General features: G+C 62.0%; 11 protein-coding genes. 7 read left to right on the top strand and 4 right to left on the bottom strand.

Features of this window, described 5'->3' with window-relative positions; all coding sequences use genetic code 11:
* Positions 1 to 5 precede the first annotated feature (5 nt).
* From ACLH0J_RS21350 to metE, 3 genes are all read left to right on the top strand, one after another.
* Entirely contained in the window at positions 6 to 839 is an 834-nt protein-coding gene (locus ACLH0J_RS21350) for a phosphodiesterase (protein WP_411388905.1), read from the top strand.
* Between the two features lie 139 nt (positions 840 to 978).
* Positions 979 to 2298, top strand: coding sequence for an OprD family porin (locus tag ACLH0J_RS21345; RefSeq protein WP_411388904.1), 1320 nt, complete (start codon positions 979 to 981; stop codon positions 2296 to 2298).
* 168 nt (positions 2299 to 2466) lie between these two features.
* On the top strand, positions 2467 to 4755 hold the full coding sequence (gene metE / locus ACLH0J_RS21340; RefSeq protein ID WP_411388903.1) for a 5-methyltetrahydropteroyltriglutamate--homocysteine S-methyltransferase: 2289 nt from the start codon (positions 2467 to 2469) through the stop codon (positions 4753 to 4755).
* A gap of 926 nt (positions 4756 to 5681) precedes the next feature.
* On the opposite strand, the gene ACLH0J_RS21335 is transcribed toward metE, so the two are convergent.
* The gene (locus tag ACLH0J_RS21335) at positions 5682 to 6836 is read right to left on the bottom strand and encodes a DUF1624 domain-containing protein (protein WP_411388902.1); all 1155 of its coding nucleotides are present in this window, start codon (positions 6834 to 6836) and stop codon (positions 5682 to 5684) included.
* A 194-nt stretch (positions 6837 to 7030) separates the two neighbouring features.
* Between ACLH0J_RS21335 and yfcF the strand changes: the two genes are divergently transcribed.
* Positions 7031 to 7663, top strand: a complete 633-nt coding sequence (gene yfcF / locus ACLH0J_RS21330) for a glutathione transferase (RefSeq protein WP_411388901.1) — start codon at positions 7031 to 7033, stop codon at positions 7661 to 7663.
* On the opposite strand, the gene ACLH0J_RS21325 is transcribed toward yfcF, so the two are convergent.
* On the bottom strand, positions 7638 to 7907 hold the full coding sequence (locus ACLH0J_RS21325; RefSeq protein ID WP_411388900.1) for a hypothetical protein: 270 nt from the start codon (positions 7905 to 7907) through the stop codon (positions 7638 to 7640). The genes yfcF and ACLH0J_RS21325 overlap by 26 nt on opposite strands.
* Before the next feature lie 146 nt (positions 7908 to 8053).
* Between ACLH0J_RS21325 and ACLH0J_RS21320 the strand changes: the two genes are divergently transcribed.
* Positions 8054 to 8698: an ATPase gene (locus tag ACLH0J_RS21320; protein WP_411388899.1), complete on the top strand. Its 645-nt coding sequence runs from the start codon at positions 8054 to 8056 to the stop codon at positions 8696 to 8698.
* A 34-nt stretch (positions 8699 to 8732) separates the two neighbouring features.
* Positions 8733 to 9074: a hypothetical protein gene (locus ACLH0J_RS21315; RefSeq protein ID WP_411388898.1), complete on the top strand. Its 342-nt coding sequence runs from the start codon at positions 8733 to 8735 to the stop codon at positions 9072 to 9074.
* 18 nt (positions 9075 to 9092) lie between these two features.
* On the opposite strand, the gene ACLH0J_RS21310 is transcribed toward ACLH0J_RS21315, so the two are convergent.
* The gene (locus ACLH0J_RS21310) at positions 9093 to 9839 is read right to left on the bottom strand and encodes a creatininase family protein (protein WP_411388897.1); all 747 of its coding nucleotides are present in this window, start codon (positions 9837 to 9839) and stop codon (positions 9093 to 9095) included.
* A 30-nt stretch (positions 9840 to 9869) separates the two neighbouring features.
* The gene (locus ACLH0J_RS21305; protein ID WP_411388896.1) at positions 9870 to 10583 is read right to left on the bottom strand and encodes a murein L,D-transpeptidase catalytic domain family protein; all 714 of its coding nucleotides are present in this window, start codon (positions 10581 to 10583) and stop codon (positions 9870 to 9872) included.
* A 39-nt stretch (positions 10584 to 10622) separates the two neighbouring features.
* Between ACLH0J_RS21305 and ACLH0J_RS21300 the strand changes: the two genes are divergently transcribed.
* Entirely contained in the window at positions 10623 to 12224 is a 1602-nt protein-coding gene (locus ACLH0J_RS21300) for a L,D-transpeptidase family protein (protein ID WP_411388895.1), read from the top strand.
* Positions 12225 to 12226 lie beyond the last annotated feature (2 nt).

The raw sequence follows: 12226 nt of genomic DNA, 5'->3' as shown, positions 1-12226 counted from the left end.
GCCTTGTGAACCGTCCGTTTCTTGTCGCGCAGATCAGCGATCTGCACCTTAAAGCCGGCCAGCGCCTGACCTACGGCGTGGTCGATACATTGGCCGCGCTGCGCCGTGCGGTGGAGCAGTTGAACGCCAGCCATCCGCGCCCCGATATCGTGGTGATCAGCGGCGACCTGGTGGACTTCGGTCGCGCCGATGAATACGCCGTGCTGCGCCCCGAACTCGCACGCCTGCACATGCCGGTCTACCTGGTGCCGGGCAACCACGACAGCCGTGGGCCGTTGCTCGATGCATTTGGCGATCACACCTATTTGCCGGTGTCGGCCGACGCCCCGTTGGACTGGGTGGTGGACGAACATCCGCTGCGTCTGATCGGCCTCGACACGACCATCCCCGGCGACCACGGCGGCCAGTTACTGGACAGCCAACTGCAATGGCTCGATGAGCAACTGGCATTACGGCCGGATGCCCCGACCTTGCTGATCCTGCATCACCCGCCGTTTATCAGCGGCATCGGCCATATGGACCGCGAACCCTTCATCAACGCAGCGGCCCTGGAACGTGTGGTCGCTCGCCATCCGCAAGTGGAACGCCTGCTGTGCGGTCACCTGCACCGCCCGATGCAGCGGCGTTTCGGTGGCAGCCTGAGTTGTGTATGCCCCGGCACGTCGCACCAGATCGTGCTGGACCTGCAAGACGCCGCGCCCGCGCATTTCAACCTGGAGCCGGCGGGTTATCTGTTGCATCGCTGGGATGCGCAACACGGTTTGATCAGCCATAACGGCGTATTTGGAAAATACCCCGGGCCTTATCCGTTCTATGACGCTCAAGGATTGATTGACTGAAGTTTCCCGGAGGTCCACTTCGCTCGACTGACCACCTGAATCACCGTTAACGCCCCGGCCAACATCCCGTGTGGCCGACGGCATCCTGCTGCCCTTTTTTTGCGCCCGGAACTTGGATTCCGCGCCGGAGCTCGTCCTGATGAAAGCCACTTTGAATGTATTAAGCGTATTGACCGGCAGCCTGGGCATTGCCCTGAGCCCCTTGGCGTCGGCCGATTTCTTGAGTGACAGCAAAGCCAACTTGAGCCTGCGTAACTTCTACTTCAATAACGACAACCGCGACGGAACTGCCGCACCGTCGAAGACTGAGGAGTGGGGCCAGGCATTCATGCTCAACTACCAGTCGGGCTTTACCGACGGCACCGTGGGCTTTGGCCTCGACGCCGTGGGCATGTTCGGCATCACCCTCGACAGCAGCACCGCCCGCCATGTGGGCAGCTCGATGATCCCCACCGACGACGGCAAGGCCGTGGACAGTTGGACGCGCGGCGGCGCCACGGCCAAGGCGCGTTTCGCCAAGACCGAAGCGCGCTACGGCTACCTGCGCCCGAACCTGCCGATCCTGGTGAGCAACGACGGTCGCCTGTTGCCGCAGTCGTTCGAAGGCGGGCAAGTCACCAGCAAAGACATCGACAACCTGACGCTCACCGGCGGCCAGCTCCAGCACACCACCGGCCGTGGCTCCAGCGACAGCAGCGGCCTGGCGGCGGCAGGCGGCACCCGCGAAAGCAATAAATTCAACTACGCCGGTGCCGACTACCAGGTGAGCAAGGACCTGATGGTCCAGTACTACTACGCCAACCTCGAAGACTATTACCAACAACACTTCGCCGGCCTGATACACGTATTGCCGCTGGGCGACTTCGGCTCGTTGAAAACCGACCTGCGCTACTTCAAGACCACCTCCGACGGCAAAAACAGCAGCGCCGCCGGCCGTGCCGAAGGCTACAAAATCAGCGGTTACACCAAGAACGGCAGCGGTGAAATCGACAACAACACCTGGAGTGCCGCGTTTATCTATTCCCTGGGGCCCCACGCGATTACCGCCGGTTACCAGCAAGTCTCGGACGACAGTAACTTCGCGCAGTTGAACCAGGGTGGCCTGGTGAACAAAGGCGAGGGCGGTTCCAGCCTGTACCTCTACACCGACCGCACCGTACAGACCTTCATCCAGGCCGGCGAACGCACCGCGTTTGCACAGTACGCCTACGACTTCGCGGCGCTGGGTGTGCCGGGCCTGAAGGCTTCGCTGATGTACCTCAAGGGCGAGCATATCCTCACCACCAGCGGCAACGATGCCAGCGAATGGGAGCGGGATATCTCGTTGGATTATGTGGTGCAGAGCGGCACGTTCAAGAACGTCGGGTTTGGCTGGCGTAACGGCGTGTCGCGCAGCGAAGTCGCGCGGGACCAGGATCAGAATCGCGTGTTCGTGAGCTACTCAATCCCCTTGATGTAACCCCCCGCCCCTTGTAGGCGCGAGCAAGCTCGCGCCTACAAGGGGACGGTGTTCAGGGTTTTTTAACATGAGCGAATCTTGTGATGATCTGGAATAAAATGAGTTTGTCTCACTATCGTCCTCTGCCGACAATGGCCGCCATTGATACCTACAGTGGAGTTGTAAGTCATGGCAGTCGCTCATTCCCTTGGATTTCCGCGCATTGGACGCGATCGTGAACTGAAAAAAGCGCAGGAAGCGTTCTGGAAAGGTGAGCTCGACGAAGCCGGCCTGCGTGCCGTGGGCCGTGATCTGCGCAAGGCCCATTGGGACCTGCAGAAACAGGCGGGCATCGAGTTGTTGCCGGTGGGTGATTTCGCCTGGTACGACCAGGTGCTGAGCCACTCGCTGATGTTTGGCGTGATCCCCGAGCGTTTCCGCCCGGCCGATGGCCAGGCCACCCTGCAGACACTGTTCGGCATGGCCCGGGGTGTCAGCGACAGTTGCTGCGGCGGCGCCCACGCCCAGGAAATGACCAAATGGTTCGATACCAACTACCACTACCTGGTGCCTGAATTCAGCGCTGACCAGCACTTTCACCTCGGTTGGGACCAGCTCTTCGAAGAAGTGCAGGAAGCCCTCGACCTGGGCCACACCGTCAAGCCGGTGGTGATCGGCCCGCTGACCTACCTGTGGCTGGGCAAGGCCAAGGGCGGCGATTTCGACAAACTCGAGCTGCTCGAGCGCCTGTTGCCGTTGTACGGCCAGATCTTCCAGCGCCTGGCCGATATGGGCGTGGAGTGGGTGCAGATCGACGAGCCGATCCTGGTGCTGGACCTGCCGCAAGCCTGGAAAAACGCCTTCGAGCGCGCCTACAACCTGATCCAGCGCGACCCGCTGAAAAAACTCGTGGCGACCTACTTCGGTGGCCTGGAAGAAAACCTCGGCCTGGCCGCCAACCTGCCGGTGGACGGCCTGCACATCGACCTGGTGCGCGCGCCGGAGCAGTACCCGACCATTCTCGACCGCCTGCCGGCGTATAAAGTGCTGTCCCTGGGTGTGGTCAATGGCCGTAACGTCTGGCGTTGCGACCTGGAAAAAGCCCTGGCGACCTTGCAGCACGCCCATGAAAAACTCGGCGATCGCCTCTGGGTGGCGCCGTCCTGCTCGCTGCTGCACAGCCCGGTGGACCTGGGCCGTGAAGACCAATTGGATGCCGAGCTGAAAAGCTGGCTGGCGTTCGCCGTGCAGAAGTGCGCCGAAGTCGCGGTGCTGGCGCAAGCGGTCAACCAGCCCGACGCGCCACAGGTGCTGGCGGCCCTGGCGCAAAGCCGCGCCGTGCAAGCCGGTCGTGCCGCGTCGCCGCGTATCCACAAACCGGCGGTGCAAGCGCGTGTCGCGGCCATTACCGCCAGCGACAGCCAGCGCCAATCGCCGTTCACCCAGCGTATCGAGACGCAGCGCGCCGGCCTCAACCTGCCGCTGTTCCCGACCACCACCATCGGTTCGTTCCCGCAAACCGCCTCGATCCGCCTGGCGCGCCAGTCGTACAAGGCCGGCAAGTTGAGCGAAGCCGAATACGTCGAAGCGATGCACAGCGAAATCAAGCACGCCGTCGAAGTGCAGGAACACCTCGGCCTGGATGTGCTGGTGCACGGCGAAGCCGAGCGTAACGACATGGTCGAATACTTCGCCGAGCAACTGGACGGCTATGTGTTCACCCGCTTTGGCTGGGTGCAGAGTTACGGTTCGCGTTGCGTGAAACCGGCGCTGATCTTCGGTGACCTCAGCCGTCCGAAGGCGATGACGGTGGAGTGGATTCGCTATGCGCAAAGCCTGACCGGCAAAGTGATGAAGGGCATGCTGACGGGCCCGGTGACCATGCTGATGTGGTCGTTCCCGCGCGAAGACGTGAGCCGCGAGGAGCAGGCCCGTCAACTGGCCCTGGCGATCCGTGACGAAGTGCTCGACCTGGAAGCCGCCGGGATCAAGATCGTGCAGATCGACGAAGCGGCGTTCCGCGAAGGCCTGCCGTTGCGCCAGGCGCAGTGGCAGCCCTACCTGGACTGGGCCACCGAAGTGTTCCGCCTGTGCGCCTCGGGCGTGCGCGATGAAACCCAGATCCACACCCACATGTGCTACAGCGAGTTCAACGATGTGATCGAGTCCATTGCGGCGATGGATGCCGACGTGATCACCATCGAGACGTCGCGTTCGGACATGGAACTGCTGGACGCGTTCGAAGCCTTTGCGTACCCCAACGACATCGGCCCGGGCGTCTACGACATCCACTCGCCACGGGTGCCCCAGGCCTCGGAGATGGCCAACCTGCTGCGCAAGGCGGCCAAGCGGATTCCGGCCGAGCGCCTGTGGGTGAACCCCGATTGCGGCTTGAAGACCCGCGGCTGGCCGGAGACCGAAGCGGCGTTGATCCACATGGTGACAGCCGCCCGCCAACTGCGCGCCGAACTGGCCTGACCCAATCAACCCTGTGGAAGGGCTTGTGTGGTGTATTCAGGCGAGCTGTTGGCAGGTTCGTGGAGCGTATACCGACCACAAGCCCTGAGTTGAAATAGACGCCTCAAAACAATGCAAATCCAGGTGTGGGGGCTTGCTCCCGATGGCGGAGTGTCAGTCAACGGTGATGTTGAATGCGCCACCGCCATCGGGAGCAAGCCCCCTCCCACAGTTTTGATGCAGTTGTGCTTTAGAAGTGTTTGAGCAGGAGCATCTTCAATACCCGGCACTTCATGCAGCACCTGCCCAGGTCCTGAGCTGTAAACCCAATCCAATGTGGGAGGGGGCTTGCTCCCACAGTTTTGATGCGGTTGTGCTTTAGAAGTGTTTGAGCAGGAGCATCTTCAATACCCGGCACTTCATGCAGCACCTGCCCAGATCCTGAGCTGTAAACCCAATCCAATGTGGGAGGGGGCTTGCTCCCACAGTTTTGATGCGGTTATGCGTTAGAAGTGTTTGAGCAGGAGCATCTTCAATACCCGGCACTTCATGCAGCACCTGCCCAGATCCTGGGCTGTAAACCCAATCCAATGTGGGAGGGGGCTTGCTCCCACAGTTTTGATGCGGTTGTGCTTTAGAAGTGTTTGAGCAGGAGCATCTTCAATACCCGGCACTTCATGCAGCACCTGCCCAGGTCCTGAGCTGTAAACCCAATCCAATATGGGAGGGGGCTTGCTCCCACAGTTTTGATGCGGTTGTGCTTTAGAAGTGTTTGAGCAGGAGCATCTTCAATACCCGGCACTTCATGCAGCACCTGCCCAGATCCTGGGCTGTAAACCCAATCCAATGTGGGAGGGGGCTTGCTCCCGATGACGGAGTGTCAGTCGCAACAGTCGTGACTGATCCACCGCCATCGGGAGCAAGCCCCCTCCTACAGAGGTCGATGATCAGAAGTATTTGAGCCAGGCAATATCGCGTCGCCGGGCTTTGAGCCTGGCGAACCAGCGTACCGGTGGGTAGAGCGCCAGGGGCAGCAGCAGCGCGAGCAGCCAGACCGTCTGGATGCTGTCGAAGCCGAAGTAGTCGCCGTGGTTGAGGCCAAACAGCGCGACACAGGCGACGTACAGGAGTTTCAGCACGTACAGGTGCAGCAGATAGAAGAACATCGGTGCCGCCCCGAACACCGCCAACACCCCGATCCAGCGCCGATGTCCCGCGCGCTCGAATGCCAGCAACAGCAACAGGCCAATGCCCAGCGTCAACGCGAGGAACAACAGCGACGGCGGGTACTTAGTCACGTTGAAAAAACTCATCAGCGTCTGCACACCGCTGTCATACACCTGCCAAGGCTTCTCGCCATAGCCGTTGGCCGCCCGCAACAGCCCGAACCCGAGCAACGCACCCACGCCGCCGAGCAGCAAATAGCGCTGACGCAACGCCGCCGGCAGGCCAGTGGCGAACCACGGGCCCAGGCCGTAGCCCAGGGCAATCACGCCGATCCACGGCAGCACCGGATAGGTGGTGCGCAGGCGCAGGCTGTCACCCACGTCGATCCAACTGCGCTCGTGCAGGATTGTCCAGGGAATGTGCAGCACCGACCCCGCATCGACGTGCAGACCATCCAGCAGGTTGTGCCCGGCCATGATCGCCAGCGCCAGCACGATCAACAGTGCACGCGGCAACCACACCAGCGCCGCGAGGGCGAGCATGCTCACGCCAATCGCCCAGATCACCTGCATGTAAATCACGCTGGGCGGCCACTGGAAGGTCCAGGCGAAGTTGACCAGGGTGAACTCCAGCACCACCAGAAACAGCCCGCGCTTGAACAGGAACGCCGACACATCGCGCCGGCCCTGGTATTTCTGGCCGTACAGCCAGGCCGACAAACCGGTGAGCAACACGAACACCGGCGCGCACAGGTGGGCGAGGGTGCGGCTGAAAAACAACGCGGGTTCGGTGCTGTCCAGGTTCATCGGGTCGCTGACCTGGCGGTGCAGCAGGAAGGTTTCGCGCACGTGGTCCAGCAACATGAACAGGATCACTAAGCCGCGCAGGGCGTCGATGGACAACAGGCGTTGGCGCAGGGGAACAGCATCGGACATGGGCAAGCATCGCAGGGCAGGGTGGGTAGGGAGCGTTATCCTATAACATTAATCCGCGCGTTGCCGTCCCTTGAACGCTGGCGTGTCACGTCGCAATGGACTATTCCCCCCAGGAATGCCCCTATAAAAACACTGCATTGTCTTTCTGGCCGAACATCTCGTAGCGTGGGGCTTCACATCCAAGGAGCCCCGCCATGCACCCAGCCCCGTTGCGCCTCTACGTTGATTCGCTCTACACCAGCCCCTACGCGATGTCGGTGTTCGTCACCCTGCGGGAAAAGGGCCTGGCCTTCGATACCGTCACCCTGGACCTGGACGCCGGGCAAAACCAGGCGGCTGACTTTGCCCGGCTTTCCGTGACCCAGCGCGTGCCGACCTTGGTGGAAGGTGATTTTGCGCTGTCGGAGTCTTCGGCGATCACTGAGTACCTGGAACAGGTCTATCCCGACACGCCGGTGTATCCGGCCGAGCCCCGGCAGCGGGCGCGGGCGCGACAGGTCCAGGCCTGGCTGCGCAGCGACTTGCTGCCGATTCGCCAGGAACGTTCGACGCTGGTGGTGTTCTGCGGGCAGAAGCGGCCGCCGCTGTCGCCCGAGGCTGAGGCTGCGGCGAATAAGTTGATCGGCGCCGCCGAGGCGCTGTTGGTGGGCAGTCCGGCCAACCTGTTCGGTGAGTGGTCGATTGCCGATGTGGACCTGGCGTTGATGCTCAATCGCCTGATCCTCAATGGCGACCGCGTGCCGGCTGCGTTGGTCGACTATGCCCAGCGCCAATGGCAGCGGCCATCGGTGCAGGCATGGGTCAATCTGCCAAGACCCGCGCTTTAGCCGGCCACTCTTGTTCCACGCGGCGGTCCAGCTCTTCCCAATCCGCCATGCCCAGCACCCGCATGGTATTCAAGCCGCGCAGGTAACCGCGCAATTGCTGGGCACTGGCGTAGACCAGGTCCGCGTCCGCCGCTTCGTCCAGCAATACGTTTTCATAGTCGGCCAGGTAATCGGCGACGCGGTCGCGAAACTCCGGCAATACGGCTTCGCGGATGCGGTCGAAGGTCTTCTGGTGGGGCTTCATGGCGGAGTCCTTATAGGTTTTATGTCGGCACTGTTGGTTCATGACTATCGGTTCAGATAATAGTCACCATCACGTAACGCAAGTTCTGTTTTTGCAGGAAAAGCGCAGAATCACACCCATCGAAACGCTGTTCAAGGAAATACGTGATGAGGACGTTGATTCTGCTGGGTTTAATGGTGCTGAGTCTCGGCACGGTGGCGCTGGACAATGCGGCCAATGCCGACGATTCGACTAATAGCCATTTGCTACCTATTGTCGCTAGCGTAGACTCTTTGCAGCGTGCGCAATCGGTAGGTGTATTACTCAGCGACAACACCCGCGACAATCTCAGCTACCTTGAACGCTACCACGACATGGCCTTGAATGGCGCCAAGGATGCACTCGACGAGCGTATCCGCCGGGCGTTCGTCAACAGCTCCGACCCGGAACTGGCCATCGATTGGTTGATGAGTTCGCTGCAAGGCACCTTCCTGTCGGTCACTGTCTACGACAACCTGGACGCCCTGCTGCAGGCTCACCCCGATGTGGTGGTGATGCTCGACACCCATAACCAACTGCTGACCCAGCGTAACGATCAGGTCGAGGCGCAGTTTGTGGCGCGGTTCTATGACGCGAACCTGCAATACATCGCCAAGGCCGAAGGCTCGGTGCACAAGCAGGTACCGTCGGTGTGGGTGCGCGACCAGGCAGCACCGCAGATTGCCGCGCAGATCGAGCAGCAGCAGGATGTGCAACTCGATGCCTTGAAGCAGTTCGATGCCTCGCTCAAGGCGCTGATTCGTGCGGGTTGATGTGACCCTTTATTTTTAAACTCAGGATTTTTTCATGCGTTCTTTTTTCGTACCGGCCATGGCTTTTGCTTCCTTGTTGTTGACCGGTTGTGTCACCGCGCCCAACGCGCCCACGTTGACCCTGCAAACCGGCAAGGACCCCGAGACCTATCTGAAATGCGTGCTGCCCAAGCTGGAAATGCACGGGATCAGCTCCACCGTGACCCAGAACTCGCGTCACGCCAAAGTGGTCTTGACCAGCAAGATCGCCGCCGATGACGTGCTCGAAGCCTACAAGTCCCAGGCCGGCGCCAAGGTGTTTTTGTATGAGCGCAAGCCGCTGGCGTCGACGATCACGCCGTCGCGATTGGAGCTGGCCGCGCAGGAGTGCAAATAACGCGTGTCGGATGCGCTCTCAGGGTTTGGCTTCGTTGCTGAAGGCATTGACGGTCTTGACCAGTCCTTGTGCCGCCAATGCCACCAACTCAGCGCCTTTCTCCACCGTCGCCAACGCCGGATCCGAACCCATGCGGCCGTCGGGGAAGCGTGCGCGGAAGTCCAGGGCTTCGCGGATCGGCCCGGTGTTGGCGATCTGCGGCGCGTAGTCGGCTGACTTGATCGACTCCGGGTACGCCCACTGCGTCACTGCAATTTCCGACGGCGTGGCATGGCTGCCATGGCCCACCGGGAATTGCCGGTGCGCCAGCTCGGTAACGCCGTCCAGATCCCACCAGTTCACCAGCTTCAACGCGAACCCGGCCGGGCGCCGGGCGAAGCTGGCCTCGGCGTACAGCTCGGAAAACGCTGCCTCGATCGTGGCGATATTGCCGCCGTGGCCGTTGAGGAAGAGGATTTTCTCGAAACCGTGCCCGGCCAGGGAACGCACCCAGTCGCCAATCGCGGCAATGAAGGTGGACGGGCGCAGCGAGATGGTGCCGGGAAAGCCCAGGTGATGCTGGGCCATGCCGATATTGAAGGTGGGACCGATCAGGATGTCGGCGTTTTTCTGCGCGTGGTGGGCGATGATTTCCGGGCACATCCAGTCGGTGCCGAGCAGGCCGGTCGGGCCGTGTTGCTCATTGGAGCCGATGGGAATCACCACCGTGCGGCTGCGTTCCAGAAACTGCCCGATCTCGATCCAGGTGGACGTGTGTAGAAGCATGCGACGTTCTCTTTTAGCTAGGGAGACAGGCTATCCGCCGCGGATTGTACGACTACTCGCCACCTGTTGGGGTTTGCAATTGAGGTACGTCGAGGACTTCAGCCAGCGCTGGTCCGGGTACCACGAAAACATGAACTGGCCATCCTTGAGCTTGTCCACCACCTGGCGCGCCACCTGCGGGCGCACGGCCGGGCAACCCTGGCTGCGGCCGATGCGGCCTTCGCGCTTGCTCCACAACGGGTTGACGTAGTCGGCGGCGTGAATCACCAGGGCGCGATCGCGGGCCTGGTCGTTGAAGCCCGGCTCCAGGCCGTCCATGCGCAGCGAGTAGCCGTGGGTGCCGAGGTAACTTTCCTGGGTGCGGAACAGGCCCAGGCTCGATTGGTGGCTGCCTTCGCGGTTGGAGAACTGGGTGGCGAAGTTTTCCCCGGACTTGGCGCCATGGGCCACCAGATCGCGCAGCACCAGGGTCTTTTTGCGCAGATCGAAGATCCACAGCCGACGAGCGGTCGAGGGCTGGGAATAGTCAATCACCGCCAGGCGCTCGGAACGCTCCTCGCCATTATTGACCGCGCACTGCACCGCGTTGAGGGCGCTTTTGAGCACGGTGGGATTGAGTTCTGGAGCCGAGCGCGCCAGGCTGCTATACAAGGAAGGAGAGTGGCCATCGGCGGCGAGCGCAACCGGGCTCAGCGCAGCCAGGCTCACGGCGATCAAACCGAAGCGGCACATAAAATTCAGCATCTACAGTACATCCCCCCACTGTGGATTGGAGCAAAGTCATTGTTCAAAAAACACGCATGTTACTTGAGCATTTGCTTGCTCGTTGCACCACTGGTCGCCACAGCCGACGCGCTGGCAGACGACGCGTTACCCATCGCACCGCCCGCGTTGGTCGCCACGGCGCCGATACAGCAGGCCCTGGCGCAATTGACCAGCGTTTGCCCCCAGCTCGCGCCGCAGATAGACGCCGCCGTCCAATCGCGCCTGCAAGCCTTTTACCAGCAGCAGGGCGATCTGCCGCTGTGGTCGGCCAACGAGCGTCGGCAAGCATTGCTCGCGCAGTTGCTGATGCTCGCCGACGACGGCCTGGACCCCAGCCACTATAGCCTGCCGCCGGCGGATGCCACGGCCAACGTGCTGTGCAGCGATATCGACATCAGCCGCCAGTACCTGCAAGCCCTGCAGGATCTGCATTACGGGCGCTTGCAGCAATCGCGCTTCGAACCGCTGTGGCACGCTCAACCGCCGGCCCAAGACCCGAATTCAGAAGTGCTGGCCTTCGCCGCCGCCGGCCTGCAAGACATGGCCCGGGCCTTCGACCAGGCGCGCCCCAGCGCCGATCTTTACCGCAGCTTGCGCAACGCCTATTCCGCCGTGCGCCAGCAACCCTTGCCCCATTGGGACGCCGTCGCCGGCGGCCCGTTGCTGCGCCCCGGCATGGACGACCCGCGCGTCCCGGAACTGGCGCGGCGCCTCTACCGCGGCGGCTACCTGGCCAGCGAACCCAAGGGCAGCGGCACGCAATACCGCCCGGAACTGGTGACCGCCGTGAAGGCCTTCCAGCTCAGTCACTCCTTGCAGTCCGATGGGGTGATCGGTGCGGGGACGGTAGCCGAACTCAATATCAGCCCCGCCGTGCGCCGCGAACAACTGCGCATCAACCTGGAACGTTTCCGCTGGCTGGCCCAGGACCTGGAGCCCGAAGGCGTGCTGGTCAACGTCGCCGCCGCGCAACTGAGCGTGTACCAGAGCGGTATCCCGGTGTGGCAAACCCGCCTGCAAGTCGGGCGTGCCGAACGCCAGACGCCGTTGCTCAAGTCGCGCATTACCCGACTGACCCTCAACCCCACCTGGACCATCCCGCCCACCATCATGCGTGAGGACAAACTGCCGGCCATCCGCCTCAACCCCGAATACCTGCGCCAGCAAAACCTGCAAGTGCTCGACGCCGAGGGGCGCGCACTGATGCCCGAGCAGGTCGATTGGTCGCACCCCGGCAATATCCTGCTGCGCCAGGAAGCCGGGCCGCGCAACCCCCTGGGCAAGATCGTGCTGCGCTTTCCCAACCCGTATTCGGTGTACCTGCACGACACGCCGAGCCAGCCGCTGTTCACCAAGGGACCACGGGCGTTCAGCTCGGGGTGCGTGAGGGTCGAACAACCGTTGCTGCTGCGCGACCTGCTGGTCAGCCCGGCCGAACGTGCACGCACCGATGAACTGCTGGCCACCGGCGTGACCCACGAATTCCGCCTGGCCAACCCGGTGCCGCTGCTGCTGGGCTACTGGACGGTGCAGGTCGATGGCCAGGGCGACTTGGTATACGCTCCGGATATCTACGGCCGCGATCCCGTCCTGATGAAAGCAATGGGCAGCGTCCTCTAACC

It is taken from the genome of Pseudomonas sp. MPB23 (assembly GCF_046605395.1).
Taxonomy (GTDB): domain Bacteria; phylum Pseudomonadota; class Gammaproteobacteria; order Pseudomonadales; family Pseudomonadaceae; genus Aquipseudomonas.
The sequence above is the reverse complement of the archived record's forward strand: the minus strand, read 5'-3'. Positions and strand labels throughout refer to the sequence as shown.